At 47.1% G+C, this 16826-nt stretch carries 13 protein-coding genes and 1 pseudogene; 3 read left to right on the forward strand and 11 right to left on the reverse strand.

The window, feature by feature from the left end:
* Positions 1-72: 72 nt before the first annotated feature.
* Entirely contained in the window at positions 73-534 is a 462-nt protein-coding gene (locus IX95_RS12360) for a GNAT family N-acetyltransferase (protein WP_006961796.1), read from the forward strand.
* 61 nt (positions 535-595) lie between these two features.
* Here the strand turns inward: IX95_RS12360 and IX95_RS12365 are convergent, their stop codons facing one another.
* Positions 596-1501 carry a LysR family transcriptional regulator gene (locus IX95_RS12365; protein ID WP_235202628.1) on the reverse strand — a complete coding sequence of 302 codons (906 nt, stop codon included), beginning with the start codon at positions 1499-1501 and terminating at the stop codon, positions 596-598.
* Between the two features lie 287 nt (positions 1502-1788).
* Here IX95_RS12365 and IX95_RS12370 point away from each other — a divergent pair, with 287 nt between their 5' ends.
* Positions 1789-2979 (forward strand): hypothetical protein, encoded by a 1191-nt coding sequence (locus IX95_RS12370; RefSeq protein ID WP_038160409.1) that lies wholly within the window; start codon positions 1789-1791, stop codon positions 2977-2979.
* A gap of 52 nt (positions 2980-3031) precedes the next feature.
* Here the strand turns inward: IX95_RS12370 and IX95_RS12375 are convergent, their stop codons facing one another.
* A complete protein-coding gene (locus IX95_RS12375) occupies positions 3032-3457 on the reverse strand; it encodes a VOC family protein (RefSeq protein WP_038160411.1) in 426 nt (141 codons plus the stop codon).
* Between the two features lie 133 nt (positions 3458-3590).
* Here IX95_RS12375 and IX95_RS12380 point away from each other — a divergent pair.
* Positions 3591-4226: pseudogene (locus IX95_RS12380) on the forward strand (START domain-containing protein).
* Between the two features lie 3 nt (positions 4227-4229).
* Here the strand turns inward: IX95_RS12380 and IX95_RS12385 are convergent.
* From IX95_RS12385 to IX95_RS12425, 9 genes are all read right to left on the reverse strand, one after another.
* Positions 4230-5378: a DUF1501 domain-containing protein gene (locus tag IX95_RS12385; RefSeq protein ID WP_038160415.1), complete on the reverse strand. Its 1149-nt coding sequence runs from the start codon at positions 5376-5378 to the stop codon at positions 4230-4232.
* A gap of 11 nt (positions 5379-5389) precedes the next feature.
* On the reverse strand, positions 5390-6748 hold the full coding sequence (locus tag IX95_RS12390; protein ID WP_038160418.1) for a DUF1800 domain-containing protein: 1359 nt from the start codon (positions 6746-6748) through the stop codon (positions 5390-5392).
* A 127-nt stretch (positions 6749-6875) separates the two neighbouring features.
* Positions 6876-7190, reverse strand: coding sequence for a DUF2834 domain-containing protein (locus IX95_RS12395; RefSeq protein ID WP_038160422.1), 315 nt, complete (start codon positions 7188-7190; stop codon positions 6876-6878).
* Between the two features lie 17 nt (positions 7191-7207).
* The gene (locus tag IX95_RS12400; RefSeq protein ID WP_171354546.1) at positions 7208-8212 is read right to left on the reverse strand and encodes a S66 family peptidase; all 1005 of its coding nucleotides are present in this window, start codon (positions 8210-8212) and stop codon (positions 7208-7210) included.
* 98 nt (positions 8213-8310) lie between these two features.
* Positions 8311-8952 carry an alanine--tRNA ligase-related protein gene (locus tag IX95_RS12405; protein WP_038160429.1) on the reverse strand — a complete coding sequence of 214 codons (642 nt, stop codon included), beginning with the start codon at positions 8950-8952 and terminating at the stop codon, positions 8311-8313.
* A gap of 2 nt (positions 8953-8954) precedes the next feature.
* On the reverse strand, positions 8955-9419 hold the full coding sequence (locus IX95_RS12410) for a GNAT family N-acetyltransferase (RefSeq protein ID WP_038160432.1): 465 nt from the start codon (positions 9417-9419) through the stop codon (positions 8955-8957).
* Between the two features lie 110 nt (positions 9420-9529).
* Entirely contained in the window at positions 9530-11710 is a 2181-nt protein-coding gene (glgB, locus tag IX95_RS12415; RefSeq protein ID WP_038160435.1) for a 1,4-alpha-glucan branching protein GlgB, read from the reverse strand.
* Positions 11711-11964: 254 nt separating this feature from the next.
* Positions 11965-14145, reverse strand: a complete 2181-nt coding sequence (malQ, locus tag IX95_RS12420) for a 4-alpha-glucanotransferase (protein WP_038160438.1) — start codon at positions 14143-14145, stop codon at positions 11965-11967.
* A 100-nt stretch (positions 14146-14245) separates the two neighbouring features.
* On the reverse strand, positions 14246-16699 hold the full coding sequence (locus IX95_RS12425) for a glycogen/starch/alpha-glucan phosphorylase (RefSeq protein ID WP_038160442.1): 2454 nt from the start codon (positions 16697-16699) through the stop codon (positions 14246-14248).
* Positions 16700-16826: the final 127 nt, after the last annotated feature.

Genomic DNA, 16826 nt, shown 5'->3' on the forward strand with positions numbered 1-16826 from the left:
CACATCCGAGTTGCCTTTTCTAAGCCAACATCGCTTACTATCAACTCTAATTAAATCAAGGCGTTGAAATTAGTGTCTATTCAGCTACTGCCTATCTCCGAGCAAGAGTTTCCTGAGGTTTTTCCTGTTGTAAAACAGGCGCTTTATGAGCATGTTGATTCTGTGTTTGGCTGGGATGATCAGTTCCAGCAGCATCGACTGTCTACCGACTATCAACCAGAATGGTTTCATTGGGTCGTTAGCAAACAGAACAAAATCGGGCTAGTGTGCTTCAAACCTTACGACACCGCTTACCACATTCACTTGTTGATCCTCTTCCCTCAGTATCAAAATCAGGGCTTTGGACACATAGTCATGCAGCAGATCAACACTCTCGTTAAAAGTGAAGGCCGTAACAAAATCACATTATCCAGCTTCACTCGCAACACCAAAGCGATCCAGTTTTACACTCGATTAGGCTATCAAGTCACTGAAGAAGATGAATGTTTTGTCTCAATGACATTAGATCTTGAACAGCAAAAAATGGATTACTGATATGCAGATAGAGACACCGCGACTCGTCCTAAGGTCACGACTATCCATTATATACAACCAATCAGTTACCAAGTAGCCGCTCTTTCATTTGCTTACTGTTGAAGTCGTCGATGAGTCGTTCTTTGAACGCACGCAAACGTGCTACTTCTCTCTGCTCTGATTTTGATAACATCCAGATATCGTGTTTGATTTCCGGTTCACATTTGGGAACACGAACCAATGTTGGTTCTTTGTCGGCAATAAAGCACGGCAAGAGCGTAATCCCCATGCTCTGCTTAGCGGCTTCTAACTGCATCGCGCTATGGTTCATTCGACACGAAATAGATAAATAACGCAGAGGGGAGTCATTAAAAATAGGGCTTTCTTTGCCTAGCTCTCCCCAACCTATCAGTTGAGCGCTGGAATCTGACATCCAAGGATCGTGTTGCTCAAGGTAGCGTGGTGTAGCGTAGTAACAGATGGCAATTTTACCTATGATCCGCCCCACTAAGTGCTCGGGAGGCATTTGATTCATTGGCATAATCCGCAGCGCGATATCGACTTCATGATCACCCAAGTCCAGCACCTGACTCGACAAAACCACTTCGGCGTTGATATCAGGATACTGCTGACTGAACATAGCAATCGTCGGCATCAATAAATGGTTGGCAATCGCATCCGCAGTTGTAATACGAATTTCACCGCTGTATTTGGCGTCTTTCCCTTTGAGCTCGATCTCTGCTTGTCGTAGTGACATTTCGGCTTGCTCAGCATAACGCTGCAAGCTCTCCCCTTCAGGAGAGAGTGTGTAACCTGAGGTATCTTTACGAAATAGAGATACTCCCAGACTTTTCTCTAGGCTAGCAATTCTACGAGTAATGGTTGAATGGCTGACATTAAGACTTGCTGCTGCCGAGCGTGCACTGCCAGCACGCATTGTCTGGAGAAAAATCGCCACATCGCTCCAGTCCATGGATGAATTTTGCACCAATATATTCCTAACTAAACGTAACTCATCAATCTATAAACTATAATGCTCTGTTAATAAATTCAGCTAGAACATACTGATGTGATATTGATCCAAGTCTGAATTATCTTTTTCTCCTTGGTTCAAATATGCACCACAGACGCGCATTTTTCTCACTATGAAAACCATAGAATTGCCCCTAACATCAGATTTACACCTGCGGTAATAGTTGTGGCTGGTGTACGAAATACCATAGAAACCAGACCGTTGTTAACAAGAACTGTCATCTGTTGTCTAAAGGGGGAGAAATGCTCAACGACTTTTCCAGAGCCATCATCAACGAGATTCAGCAGAAAGAAATTGCTAAAACCCGAGAGAAAAGTAAGAAATTCTTGGCCCAAATAAACAAGCAACAAAATCTCAGCCAAGGTTTTCTGCTCGTGAACCGTGCGGAGTTCCAACGTGAATTGTCTGAACTTAAAGCTAAGCTACAAAGCACCACCTTTCAGCAAACTCCAGAAGGAAAAATGTCCCAGTTAATGCTTGCGATTTTGGAAGACGATTCCGAGCTAGAAAAATATCTCGATGAAGATGTCTTAAACGAAATCCATGCCAAAGACCCACGCTGGAGCATTGTAAAGATGTTCAGCAGCCGCACTCTAGTGACAGGCAGTAATCTCAGCAATCACGCCCGAAGCCAACTCGCCAGTTTGAGATTAAAACGAAAACAGTTGTTCCTGTTTTACAAACGTATTATAGAGGCTCAGCTAGCCTTACGTGTCTTGTGTAAAGATGTAACCAGTACCATAGGAGGCAAAGTTTGCGCGCCTCCGGGGGCTTTCAACGGTATCAAGAGCTTTAACGGCGCCCTCAACAAAATCACCCAACGTGAACGTAGCGATGAAGTGGGAGACCTAAAAGACTGCGCGCGTATGACAATCGAGTTTGATAACCAGAAACAAATGTTATTGGCGAAAGCAAAAATTGCTCAATCTCAGGAGTTCTTGGCCGTCAAGGGCTACCAGAAAGCGCTCAAAGACCGATATTCAAGTGGTACACAGGAAGACGGTCTGCTCAAATTCAACTCCTCTGCACAGAAGTCTGGCTACAAGGATATTAAATTTTTCCTAAAAATGAGCAATGGCGTCATCGGCGAGCTGCAACTTAACACCAAGGACATGCTGATTGCTAAAGAGAAAGAGCATGTGATTTACGATATTTTGCGTGAATCGAAAGATCAAACCAAGCCCTATACCATCAGCAACCCCGACGTGGTGATTAAAATCCGAGAGCACATGAACGATGGGTGGTTCTCATTTATTGAAACTAAAGTCCCTGAGGTAAAGGAAGCATTAGTGCAGGTTAAGCAAATGGTGAAGAATATTCCCATGGGGATCAGCCCGACTCTGACTGTGATGCCCAAGCAAGCAGAAGCACTCAACAAAGTCAGCCTCGGCTTATACGCTAAGGGCGAGCTGCCCGGTGCGCTAGCCCTTTAGTCGCTTATAAAATAACTCAGCCCATAGCTCTCACTATGGGCTTGACGTTCAATCAAATCACCAAACTGCCATCTTCATTGAACTCCCAGCAGTCGCCATAAGCCACTTCCCACAAATACCCGTCTGGGTCTGAAAAGTAACCACTGTATCCACCCCAAAAGACATCTTGTGCGGGTTTCTCAAGCTTTCCTCCCGCCTCAACGGCCACACGTAGGACTTCATCCACTTCGTCTTTACTTCGTGTGTTGTGCGCTAATGTAACTCCGCTAAAACCCTCCCGCTTCGCTGCAAAATCCGGCGAGACGTCGTCAGCTAACGCTTCAAGGGGGTAAAGCGCCAAACAGGTTCCGCGCGTTTTGAAAAATACGATCCCCTCTTCTGGCGTTTTAGCCGATTCGAGGCCGAGCTTAGTGTAAAAGTCGAATGAAGTTTTGAGGTTACTGACGCCAAGCGTAATGATGCTGATTCTAGGTTCCATCACAGAGACTCCTTTTATTTGTTTGTTCCATAGTAGCGTGGCGAAAACAAATACGCTCGAATGAATCCCATTTTTGTGTTTTCTGTAACCCAGCGTTATTTTTAATCTATTCCGTGCCGATTTTTAAACGACGATGAAACTCTACCTAACCACTATCGCCAGCGTTGGGTTATCAGTATCCGCCCAATCTGAGCCTATTCAGCCATGGCAGTTTGATAGCAGTGACAACGGCATTTCTATTTACATCAGGGAGCATACGGATGGGTTAATTGAAGTACGTGCAGAAATGTTTGCGCCCACCACCTATGGCGCCTTTCTAACCCTATTGGAAGACAGTGACAATGTGCCGAACTGGATTGATAACGTCAGTCACAGCCGAGTACTACGGCAAATCAGCGAGACTGAAAACATCGTCTATACCCAGTTCGCGGCGCCTTAGCCTGCAAAGGATCGCGACATGGTGACGTATTCCAAGTTCCTAATCGACGATGCCAGTTTTTCATTACGCATCAAGGATGCGCCAAGCAACACCTTACCTGAGCAGGAGGATTACATTCGGATCACTCGGGTTAAAGCCACTTGGACGCTACAAAAGCTTACTAATGGGACGACTCACATCGAGTACATCGCATTTGCCGATCCCGGAGGTGCGCTACCTGACTGGTTGGCCAATGATCTGGCAAAAGAGAGCGCTCGTAATACTTTCGAAGGCTTACGACAGCAGCTCCCTCACTACCAGACTGCGACTCATCCAAAAATCAAAGAGTAACACTTAGACGAAATCAAACTTCCACGGTGGTGCCTGCTCGCTTTGCGGAAAGATGGTCTCAAGTTTATCGGCAGTGACCGATAGATGTTGGCCCAGCACGCCTTTAATCACAGAACGCATGTCAGTGGTTGGCTTGAGGTCTCGGCCTTGATACAGCTCGGCTTCTCCGAGCCCCGGCCAGTCACCAAGCACCTGACCACCATTGATGGCTCCCCCTGCCACCAGCATGACATTGGCCGTTCCGTGATCCGTCCCTTTGGTGCCATTTTCACGTGCTGTTCGGCCAAACTCACTGGCCGCAATAACGACTGTTCGTTGCCACTGCTTACCCAAAGCTTGCTTAAGTGCTGCTAAACCGCTGTCCAGTAGTTTCAGCTGATTACTCAATCTACCGTTAACGCTGCCTTGATTAGCATGAGTATCCCAGCCGCCAATTTCCAAGGCTGCAATGTTAGGCCCAGTTGGATCAGCCAGAATTTCTCCGGTCTTCTGGGTCAAGGACTTGAACTGCTTACCGACGCCTTCATCACCGACTAGCTTGTCAATTTTCATCATGCTTTCAAATTTGGCAGACAAGGTGGCATCACTTTGAAATAGCTGCTCCAGAAGTTCGGTTTGCCGTTCTCGGGTTTTAAGTCGGTTCGGATACCAGCTATCAACACTCGCATCGCCTTGCATGATAAGCGGTAGGCCCGAATCAATCGCAATACCGTGATTTTGACTTTCCAAGCTCAGCAACCGGTTTAGCCAGCCTTCCCCATAAAACGGGTCTAGAGTGCCGTTTTCCAGTATCTTCTGGCCATCAAAATGAGAGCGCTCACGATAAGGTGTGGCACAAGCGTGGACAAAACTGATTTCCCGCTCCTTAAACCACAGATGACATTGCTTCAAAGAAGGGTGAAGACCAAAGAAAGAAGTCAGATTAAGTGACTGTTCCGGCTTGAGCCCAATCGAAGGTCTGAGCGAGGTATACGACTTATCACCATGAGGCACGACGACATTCAATCCATCCATTGCTCCACGCAAAGATATCCAGACAAACAGATTATCTGAGCTCGTCTTAGCAAACACAGGCATTGGTAACAGTGAACTAATGCTCAGCGCAGTGGCACTCTGGAGAAAACGGCGACGATTTAGCTGTAAATTCGACATCAAAATTCTCCTTAGCGATATTGAAACTGCGGGCTGAGCCAAAGTAGCGACAGCTGCATCATGGGGTTCTTGGTTTTATTGAGCACTAAACGCGTGTGCTCATCCAAATCAGAGTGATAAAGCCGTGCAATCACTTCATCGACCACTTTTTGCGGCTTGATACCTTTGGCTTTGGCATTTTTTACCGTTTTCGCTGCCAGCATATTGGCGATTTGCAATCGCTGCGTGAGAGCAGATGGGCTGTTGTAATCTTTATCTCTGTCCGGCCACCCCGCCGGAGAGCCTGGTTTGAATGGAGCTTGGCCTAAAGCATTCAGCGCATTAAACGCCTGCTTATCATTAATATCAATTTGTGCGCTCCGCAATACGGCAAACATCCACTCTTTAGGCATCCTGTATCGCATCGGTTTGGCTGATTTCGCCTGCTCACTGTCAATCAAAACCCGATACACGGGTTGTAAATCACCCTTTGATTTCAGGTAGGCATCCACCATTTTCTCTTGCAGCGCGGGGGGCGTTTCACCAAAGAAATGCTGGCACAGTTTTCGGGTAAGGTGTTTCGCCGTATCAGGTTGCAAAGCTAACGTTTTTAGACAAGCCTCACCTTGCTCTGTCCCTTTCTGCGCATAAGTTTTCCCCATGACTGTCACGGCTCCGGGTTCATGCATATTGGGCACAAAGCGGAATCCAACATTGGGGGTTTTTAGCTTAACGCTCCAGCCCGAAATCGCCTTGGCCAGCTCAATCACATCCTGTTGGGTATAGCTGCTATCAACACCTAAAGTATGAAGCTCTAAAATCTCTCGCGCTAAATTCTCATTGAGCCCTTTACCTCGTCTTTTTCCTAGCTTGGAATTAGGCCCCGCTGAAACCTGATTATCCAGATACATCAACATGGCAGGGTGTTTCGCCACCCTCATCAGCATATCGCTGAAGTTGCCATTCCAGTATTGGCGGACTACATCATTTTCGATTCGAGAAGCGAGTGGCATTAAGCGTCGATTATCCACTGAGATGGCGAAGTGATTACTCCAGAATTGGATTAAGCGTTCTTGAAAGCCGTAAGGGGTATGCAGGCTCTGCTGATGCCTCGCTTCAACCTGCTGTCGATAGTGCTGGCGAAAAAATGCCTGAGTCTGTTTTTGTAGCTCACGCTTTTTCACATCGTCATTTTTAACTTTGGCGCGTTGGGCTTGGTTGTGACCAAACTGCGCCAGAATCTCTTCGGTGGTTGGCAGTGTCTGAATAGCAGGGTGAATATAGCCTGTTTCATCAAGCTGATTCACCAGTGGCACAGTCTGTTGCCCGAGTCGGGGGCCAAAACCAAACCTTTGTTCCGCAAGGATTTTCGCGTCTGGGTAATAATTCATAACGTACTTCCTGATACGACATACAGTAAGTGTAATCAGAGTCCGTCAGAGAATAATGAGCTTTACATTGTTTTACCCTACGCAATGTAAAAGTTTCGTCTTTTGAAAACAATACATGCCAGTGCCGTTACTCAGACTCTAGCTGGCGCTCGCGCAAATAAAGGTAAAAAGGTAAGCCACAGGAAACACCCACACATAGCGTCGCAGCAATAGCCCAATTACGCCCTTTTACTTTGAGACGTTTACCGTCAACAAGAATAAAAACAATCAGTGCGATCGCTGCAATGATGACGTCTAGCCAGGCGAACTGACTGAGAGGGTATGCCATTGCCTCAGACATCAACTCTGGAATATTCAAACCATGATGCAATAACCATGGTGCAAAGGCTGCATAGGGAACAGCCACTCCAATAACAGCTAGCACGAGATACAGCCTTGCCATTACTCTTCTCCTGTCAGTTAGTTAGCTACCCAAGGAGACGTGAGAGATATAGTTCCTTGATCAAAATCGAGCTCTGCTTCAACACCTAATGGTGTGACCAGCATAGGGTGCGTGTGGCAACTGTCGAAGCCACAAAGAATCGGAACTTTTTGACCGTTCAACACCTCATACAACACATCAAGAGGCGTGCGGCCTGTCCCTTTGTCATCAAACAGCTCATGCTTACCAAGTACGATAGCAGCGACACGGTCAAACACACCGCAGAGCTTGAGTAGGTTGAAACTGCGCTCTACCACAGCAATGTTATGAAGAGAGTCTTCGATAAGCAGAATGTCGCCTTTACTAATGTCAGGCATGTAGGGACTTCCCCAAATCCCATTCATGGTGTTCAGGTTTCCACCAATAATACGACCTCGTACTTTCCCGTCACCAATAAACTGCCATTCATTGGCTGTCACAGGTTTAGCATTCACTTGGGATTCCCAGTCAATCATGACATCTGTCCAGACTTCTGGCATCTGATAGCGATACGGTAGCGAAGGTGCGGAGCATAGTATGGATTCAAACGAAGAAAAAGTGTTGTCAACCAGAGGTGGAAACTCGCCAAATGATGCAACCAAAGCAGGGCCATAAAAGGTGATGAGCCCTGTCTGAGCATAGATACCCAATAAAAGTGCCGTGACGTCAGAGTAACCAATGATGATTTTCGGATCAGCTTTCAGGGCCTCATAGTCAATATAGGGCAGTAATGCGTTGCTGTTAGAGCCACCAATGGTCGAAATAATACAACGGACTTCCGGGTCACGAATCAAGATATTAAGTTCCTCGGCACGTTCTTGAATCGAACCCGAGCGGTAGTGATCTGACTTTCCGGTTAACTTCCCGCTTTTGAGCTTGAATCCTTTGCTTTCGAGATACGTTTTAGCTCGTTGAAACCGACTCGGGGCAAAATAAGTAGCTGGTGACGAAGGTGAGAAAAATCCTATGGTGTCACCTTTCGATAAACGGCGCGGCAATAATATAGACAAAGCGGGTACTCCTTAACCCTAAATAATTTATGCCGAGTGTAACCAATCCTTGTGTTAATTAGCCACCGTTCAAGATAAAAATGTATGATAGATCAAACCACTAGGCGTATTTCTACCCGCTCTTTCCCTCGGCCAATATTCTTACGTTTCAACGCTATTTTGCCCACCTCAGAGGTTTTTCTCAGGTGTGTACCACCGCATGCCACCTGAGCAAACCCTTCGACGCGCCAAAAACGCCTTTCATTCGCTTTATCCTCAAACTGACTCTCAATTAATTGACCTTTATTAATCAGGGCTTGAGCTTTATTTTCAAACTCTGGAAGTAGAGGGGAGAGACTCTCGGGCCAGACGAAGTCAATTCGGCTTTTGTCTTGACCAATATGCGCCCCAATCTTTTCGATATCAGAATAACGCTGTGTAAACAATTCAAGTATCACCTCTGCTGCAAAATGGAGCTTCATCAGAGCGTAGCGACGAGTCCAATTAATCAAGGTAATAACCTCGTCATCAACCTGAAATGGCGGTTCTGCTGCTAGAGTATAGGTAATCTCTGCTCCCTGCTTTTGTGCGCACTCAACCTGAATGCCTGCGATTGTACCCTCGTCACTTTCCTGACCGCCTGACTCAGCATAGAAAATGGTTTTATCCAGTCTGATATTGCGGCCCTCAATCCAACTGACGGTAGAAACCAGCTCAGTTTGATAAGGATTTTCCCAGAATACTTTTACCGTCATGGTTAACGCCTCCATTCGTATAGAATGTCCGGCAGTCCTTCTTCGTTTTCTGCATCGCCGCCAATCGCAACAAAACCATGTCGCTCATAGAATTGCTGAGCTCGAATGTTGTTTTCGAACGTTCGTAAACTCAGGCGTCCTGACGACTGCTGTTTCGCCATTGCCAAAAGCTGGCTGCCGATCCCCATTGACTGAAACTTTCGATGGACATAAAGCTGATTGATTTCACATTCATTGATGGCAGCAAAGGCAATAGGCTGATGCGTCTCGTGGCTCAACGCCACATAGATACTATGCGTTTCGGGTAAGATATGGTTGAGGAAAAACGCCTGTGATTCAAAGGGATGAATCGGAGGTATACCAATGGCGTCCTGCATTGAATCTCGCCACAAAGACACGACATCATGAGTGTGGCCTGGCTTAAAAGTTGTCACTTCAAAGCGCTGTGTGGTTTGCGTCGTCTCCATTCGCTCTCGCAGTCCCTTTAACTATTCCATTCCCCCTACCTTAACGATTTAATCGCAAAAAACAAAAGGGCCAGTCGATTGACTGGCCCTTTCTGTTATCTGCATCAGCATTACTTCAGTTTATAGAACACCGTAGCTAATGGTGGCAGACTGAGGTACAAGGATTGAGGCTGACTTTCACTCTCAACCTCTTCTGTCACCACACTCTGTTTCACCTCATAACCACTGCCGTTATAGCGCTGGTCATCCGTATTAAGCAGCAGTTCATATTCACCAGCCAATGGTACACCTAATCGGAACTGATCGTGAGGAACAGGGGTAAAGTTGGTGATAACCAAGATACGCTCACCATTATCGCTTAAACGTTCGTGGGCAAGAATCGAAGACTCAGCAGCATCCTGCAAACGCCATTCAAAACCTCGTGGCTCACAATCCAGTTCATGCATCGCACGCTCAGAGGTGTAAAGCTTATTAAGATCTCGAGTTAGCGCTTGCACACCTTGGTGGCGTTCAAACTCCAGCAGGAACCATTGCAGCTGATCGTCATGATTCCACTCCGCCGTCTGACCAATTTCAGCCCCCATAAAGTTGAGCTTCTTACCTGGCTGAGCGTACATGTAACCAAGGTAAGCACGTAAGTTGGCCGTCTGCTGCCACTCATCGCCCGGCATCTTATTTTGGATTGAGCCCTTGCCGTACACCACTTCATCATGTGAAAGCGATAACACGTAGTTTTCACTATGTGCATACACCAGTGGGAAAGTAATGGTGTCATGATGGTACTTACGGTGGACAGGATCTTCCTGAATGTATTGCAATGAATCGTGCATCCAGCCCATATTCCACTTAAAACCAAAGCCTAGGCCACCCATAAAGGTTGGGGCAGAAACCCTAGGGAATGCTGTCGATTCTTCAGCAATAGTCATCGCATTCGGGAAGTATTTGTACACTTCCTCATTCATCCATTTCAGAGTCGCGATAGCATCGTAGTTTTCATTGCCACCATCGACATTTGGAATCCACTGATCGTGGCTACGCGAGTAATCAAGGTACAACATGGATGCGACCGCATCGACTCGAATACCATCAATGTGGAATTGTTCAAACCAGTACAGAGCATTGGATACTAAGAAGCGGCGTACGTGCTCACGGCCTAAGTCGTAAATGTAGGAATTCCAGTCCTGATGCCAGCCTCGGCGTGGATCAGGGTCATGGAAAAGCGGTGTTCCATCGAAATTGGCCAGCCCGTGCTCGTCGGAAGGGAAATGAGCTGGAACCCAGTCTAGTACCACACCAATTTCAGCTTGGTGACACTGGTCGACGAAATATTTAAAGTCATCCGGCGAACCAAATCGACTTGTTGGTGCAAACAACCCAACAGGTTGATAACCCCAAGAGCCGTAGAAAGGATGCTCAGAGACTGGCATCAACTCAACATGGGTGTAACCCATATCGACCAGATAAGGAATAAGCTGATCAGCCAATTCACGGTAGTTCAAGAAATCGCCATTTTCATTGCGACGCCATGAGCCCGCGTGAAGCTCATAGAAAGACAACGCTTCCTTACGCTTTTCCGTGACTGGTCGGCTTTGCCACTGAGTATCCTGCCAGTCGTAGCGAGAGTGATCATAAGTCACCGAGGCAAAGGAAGGGTATTGTTCTGCATACGCTCCCCAAGGGTCTGCCTTATGCGGCAGTCCTTCACCATTTGGCCCTTTCAGCTCAAATTTATACTGAGTCCCTTCTTCCAGACCTGGAATGAAAATGCCCCAGATACCGTAATCGAGACGCTGCATCGGTGTGCGTCGGCCATCCCACTGGTTAAACTCGCCGACTAAGCTACAAGCTGAAGCATGGGGTGCATAAACTAGGAAACGAATGCCCGAAATCTGCTTGCCATCGCGTTCAAGAGTAACAAATTGCGACCCCATATGATGGTACATATCTTTAGGCGTATGCAGGTCATCGTACTCTGCGTAGATAGTGTGATACTGATATGGGTCATCGATCAGTTGCTCTTCGCCTCCCCAGTGAACAGCTAACTGATAGTGAGTAAATTTCAGATCGCGTTGTTGCTGCATGATAAAGCCAGACGCATCTTCGCGTACCAGCTCAACACGTTCTTCTCCTTCAATCACCAGCTCCACTTTGTCAGCACCGGGCATCCATACCCGAAGAGCACCGTGTTCCGGATCTAAGAAAGGCCCAATAAACGAAAAAGGATCCGCATACGACGCATGTGAAAGTTGGTTATACACTCTGGTTTTTTTGTCTAGTGTTGCCGCTTTCAAGTTATTCTCTCCCTAACCTAACTTTCTAAAAAATCCCGATAGTCTGCTTACTTTTTGAGATAGATAATTGCGGACAGGAACGCTGGTTGATAAGCGTTAAAATCGAGGCGCAACGTAAACAGCTTCTGGTTTTATAAAACAAAGCCCGCTAATGATTGCGGGCTTAATATAGCGTTCTGAAAGTTTACCGAATTCCGGTTTCACATAGAGTGATAGAGTCGATATTTTTCTATGTTATTCGAGATAAGATCCTGTTATTTACTGACCTTAGCACGCACTTCTGTCAACTTATGCGCAATGCGATTCACCCCTTCCTGAGCAAATACTTCATCTAGATTCATCGACAGTTTACGACGCCAGTTTGGATACTCCTCAACGGTGCCAGGAATGTTGACTGGCTTGTCCATTTCTAGCCAATCTTCTAGCTGAACACTGAGCAGAGTGGAAGAACCCGCAGCAACGTGCAATTGCAGCGCTTCTGCAAGATACGAATCCATTGGAACGTATTGAGCATCACGCCCCACGCCTTCTGGCAGATAACCGTGCCATGCCACAGAGTCTAAAATGCCCTGCTTACATTCAAGACGATCAGCAAACAGGCCTTTTAACTGTTCTGGATCTGGGTACAGACCCAGCTCTTCGCCCATCTTTAAGTCGTCACAATGCCAGAAGCCACGTAAAGTCGGCATATCATGCGTACACAGCGCAGACATAGATTGCTCCGCATAGTGCGCTGGTGAAATAAAGCCACCATCTTCCTCAGACGTTTCGAAGAAGAATACCTTGTAAGAGTGCACACCTGCTTCACGCAGAATTTCGACAATCTCATCTGGCACCGTACCTAGGTCTTCACCAATCACGCTACATTGATGGCGATGAGATTCCAGCGCAAGAATCGCTAGCATATCTTCAACTGGGTAGTAGATGTACGCGCCTTTCGTTGCGTTTTCACCTTTCGGAATCCACCAAAGTCGCAGCAAACCAAGAACGTGGTCAATGCGCAGCGCACCACAATGCTTCATATTGGCGCGTAACAATTTGATGTACGCATCGTAACTGGTTTCCTGAAGTACTTGTGGGTTCAATGGCGGTAGACCCCAGTTTTGACCCAACGGGCCAAGAATATCTGGCGGTGCACCAATGCTGGCATCCATTACAAGGTTACCGTCATCTGCCCAAGTTTCGGCGCCGGAGTCAGCGACACCAACCGCTAAGTCACGGTATAGGCCAACAGACATGCCTTTCTCTTCAGCTAACGCCTGAGCTTCATTAATTTGGATATCCGCTACCCACTGCAGGTACATGTAGAGGTGTACTTGGTCGTGGTTCTGTTCAATAAACTTCTGAACCGCTGTATTTTCAAAACGACGGTACTCATCAGGGAACACAGGCCAACCCCAGACGTTGGAATCTTCAGCGTGCAGAGAAGCATGCAGAGCATCAAACGCTGCTTGATGCATCAGGCTGTCACCGCCTTCCTCCACAAACGCAAGGAACGCTTGAGCGCGCTCAGTGTTCTTGTCTAAGTGGCGCTTTTTGAATTCACTGAACAGCAATGGCAATACGCTCAGCTTGAGATCCGCCACTTCGGTGTAATTGACCCAATGCGATTCGCGAGCTTTTTGCAGACGTTGCTGGAATTCCGCGCTGCCGACACGTTGCTGCGCTTCAATACTCAATGCAAACTCAGGAACAGAGCTGACATCAATGTACATGATGTTCAACCAGCGACGTGAAGATGGGCTATAAGGACTCGCCCCTTCAGGATTCGCTGGAAATAGAGAGTGAATTGGGTTCAAGCCAACAAAATCACCACCACGGGACGCAATATCAGCCACCAACTGTTTCAGATCACCGAAATCACCGATACCCCAGTTGTGCTGAGTGCGTAATGTGTAAAGCTGAACACTCGGGCCCCACATTTTTTTGCCACCCTCAATTTCGTCTTGCTTGAAACAAGATCTCGGCGTGACAATCAGAGTCATCTCATAAGGGGACTTACGACGCTTACGAGTGATGGTTAGCTTGTGGTAACCCCACGCTAAATCACTCGGCAATGCAAACACTAAAGGGCCACCCTCTTTACGCTCATCACGAACGATTTGAGACTGAAGATAGCCTTCAAGTACCTCTCCCTGCTCGGTATCTAAACGCCAGCTGAACTCGCTTTCACGAGCGCTAGCACCAAGATTTAGTGCCACTTCAACCGGATCACCATCACGTACTACCAGTACCGGATCCAGGACATCCTTCTTGTGTTTTTTCTCTGCCGATTGCAGAAGAGTTTCATCATTTGTCGTGTCGTAGCCTAAAGACGCCAGTAAGTAACGAATCGTTTCATCGTCAACTTTTGCCTCATCTCCCCACGCGCTAACGTAGCTGTCGACAATTTTTGCCATTTCAGCGACTTGTTTTAATGCGTTTTGTTCTTTCATCGCTCTCTCCGAAGGACTGAATACCTTCAACATGTAGGGTTTTTATTAATATGTAATTAAGAGAGCCAAGGCTTTGCAGCCTTGGCTTTATTGTTAGGAATTAGCGTTTAACGCTTTCTAATTTCCAGATGTTATTGACGTAATCTCGAATAGAGCGGTCGGAGCTGAATTTGCCAACTAATGCCGTATTCAGAATCGCTTTCTTCGCCCACCCCGCTTGGTCACGGTATTGCTTATCCATGTCTTCGTGCGCCTTCACATAAGATGCAAAGTCGGCCAGACATAGGTACGGGTCACCACCATCAAGTAGGCTATCGTATGTTGCACGCAGTTTACCTGGTTCACCCGGAGTGAATTCTTCACCTAGCAATAGCTCCAGAGACGCTTTCAGTAGTGGGTCTGCGTGGTAGTAATCAAATGGGTTGTAACCTTGTGCTCGTAACGCTTCAACACCATCAACTTCTAGACCGAAGATGTAGATGTTGTCGTCGCCGACTTCTTCACGGATTTCAACGTTTGCACCATCCATTGTACCGATAGTCAGTGCTCCGTTTAGAGCCATCTTCATGTTACCTGTACCTGACGCTTCTTTACCCGCGGTAGAGATTTGCTCTGATACGTCAGCAGCAGGAATGATGATTTCTGCCATGCTCACTCGGTAGTCTGGGATAAACACAACTTTCAGCTTGTTGCCGATACGAGGATCGTTGTTCACCTTCTCAGCAATCTTGTTGATCGCATAGATGATCTCTTTCGCCAAGTGGTAACCTGGTGCCGCTTTAGCTGCGAAGAACACAACACGTGGCGCCATATCGAAATCAGGATCGTTCAATAGACGGTGGTAGAGTGACAGAATGTGCAGCATGTTTAGGTGTTGACGCTTGTACTCGTGCAGACGCTTGATCTGAACATCGAAAATCGCGTTGGTATCAAGTTCGATACCCATGTTTTCAGACACCCAGTCCGCAAGACGCTGTTTGTTCTCTTTCTTCACAGCCATGAATTCTTTCTGGAACTTCGCATCATCCGCAAACTTAGCGATTTGCTCTAGCTGTTCCAGTTTTGCTGGCCATTCTGTACCAATCTTGTCTGAAATCAGTGCAGACAGACCTGGGTTACAGAATTTCAGCCAACGGCGTGGCGTGATACCGTTAGTCACGTTGTGCAGACGAGTTGGATACAGTTCATCAAACTCAGGGAACAAGTCACGTTTAACCAGTTCAGAGTGCAGCGCAGCTACACCATTCACCGCGTAGGAACCGATCACACACAAGTTCGCCATACGCACCATACGGTGGAAACCTTCTTGGATAATCGATAGCTTTTGCTGTTTAGCGACATCACCCGGCCACTTCTGACGTACTTCCTGCAGGAACAGGTGGTTGATGTGGTAAATAATTTCCATATGGCGAGGAAGCAGACGTTGAATCAGAGACTCACTCCACGTTTCCAAGGCTTCTGGAAGCAATGTGTGGTTGGTGTAAGCAAACGTCTTGGAGCTAATATCCCAAGCTTCATCCCAACCTAGACCTTTTTCATCGATCAAGATACGCATCAGTTCAGGAATCGCGATAGTCGGGTGAGTATCGTTGAGCTGAATGGTTTCGTATTTTGGAAGCGATGCCAGTGTGTGGCCAGCTTCTTCGTGGCGACGAAGAATGTCACGTACCGATGCTGCTGAGTGGAAGTACTGCTGCATCAAACGCAGCGTTTTGCCTTTCTCATGGTTATCGTTCGGGTATAGAACTTTCGTGATATTGCCTGCATCGATTAGCGAGTGCTGAGCTTCGAAGTAGTCACCATTGTTAAAGCTCGCTAGTGAGAATGGCGCAATAGCCTGACATTCCCAAAGGCGCAATGGGTAAACCGTATCAGATTCGTAACCCACAATTGGCAAATCCCATGGCATTGCTTTTACAGACATGCCTGGAACCCAGCGACGCTTCTCTTTGCCGTCCTCTTGGTAAACTTCAACGTGACCGTAAAAACCAATTTCCTGAGCTAGCTCAGGGCGTGCAACTTCCCACGGATAGCCTTCAACACCACGCCATGCGTCTGGCGCTTCTTGCTGATGACCTTCTTGGAACGACTGTTTAAACAGGCCGTACTCATAGTGAAGACCGTAACCTACTGTTGGGAATTCTTGTGCCGCTAGAGAGTCCATGAAACACGCAGCCAGACGACCCAGACCGCCATTACCCAATGACGGGTCACGCTCTTCTTCAAGCAGGTCTGTTAAATTTTGACCCATCTCTTCCATTGCTGCTGTGATTTGCTCGTACAAACCAAGGCTGATCAAGTTGTTGCCTGTCAAACGGCCAATCAAGAACTCAAGAGATAAGTAGTTAACGCTTTTTGCGTTAAGGATTTTGTCATCCTGCTCCGTTTGCAGCATATCAAACGTAGTCAGCTCAGCCAGAGCTCGGCCCATTGCCAGATACCAAGCGCGGCTGTCAGCTTTTTCAACCGTCGTAGCGTACGTTGCGGTCAGATGCTTCTTGACGCTTTCCTGGAATGACGCCTTATCAAAATTTTTCTGTTGCGTAGGTTTCATTAGAGAAATCTCACTTATTGGGTTTAATCCATCTGAGACATATCGTGCATTGACACGACAACCAAAACATCCTCCCAAATACACGGCTTATTAGGAGGAGGATGAAGGGCGTAGAGGGCGTATGACC

This window comes from Vibrio sp. B183, from assembly GCF_000740665.1.
Lineage (GTDB): Bacteria > Pseudomonadota > Gammaproteobacteria > Enterobacterales > Vibrionaceae > Vibrio > Vibrio coralliilyticus.

Excerpts from the sequence above, each read along its gene's own strand:
- IX95_RS12410 (WP_038160432.1), bottom strand. The coding sequence starts at position 9,419 with ATGGAGACGACGCAAACCACACAGCGCTTTGAAGTGACAACTTTTAAG.
- IX95_RS12375 (WP_038160411.1), bottom strand. The coding sequence starts at position 3,457 with ATGGAACCTAGAATCAGCATCATTACGCTTGGCGTCAGTAACCTCAAA.
- IX95_RS12390 (WP_038160418.1), bottom strand. The coding sequence starts at position 6,748 with ATGAATTATTACCCAGACGCGAAAATCCTTGCGGAACAAAGGTTTGGT.
- IX95_RS12405 (WP_038160429.1), bottom strand. The coding sequence starts at position 8,952 with ATGACGGTAAAAGTATTCTGGGAAAATCCTTATCAAACTGAGCTGGTT.
- IX95_RS12370 (WP_038160409.1), top strand. The coding sequence starts at position 1,789 with ATGCTCAACGACTTTTCCAGAGCCATCATCAACGAGATTCAGCAGAAA.
- malQ (WP_038160438.1), bottom strand. The coding sequence starts at position 14,145 with ATGAAAGAACAAAACGCATTAAAACAAGTCGCTGAAATGGCAAAAATT.
- IX95_RS12385 (WP_038160415.1), bottom strand. The coding sequence starts at position 5,378 with ATGTCGAATTTACAGCTAAATCGTCGCCGTTTTCTCCAGAGTGCCACT.
- IX95_RS12395 (WP_038160422.1), bottom strand. The coding sequence starts at position 7,190 with ATGGCAAGGCTGTATCTCGTGCTAGCTGTTATTGGAGTGGCTGTTCCC.
- IX95_RS12425 (WP_038160442.1), bottom strand. The coding sequence starts at position 16,699 with ATGAAACCTACGCAACAGAAAAATTTTGATAAGGCGTCATTCCAGGAA.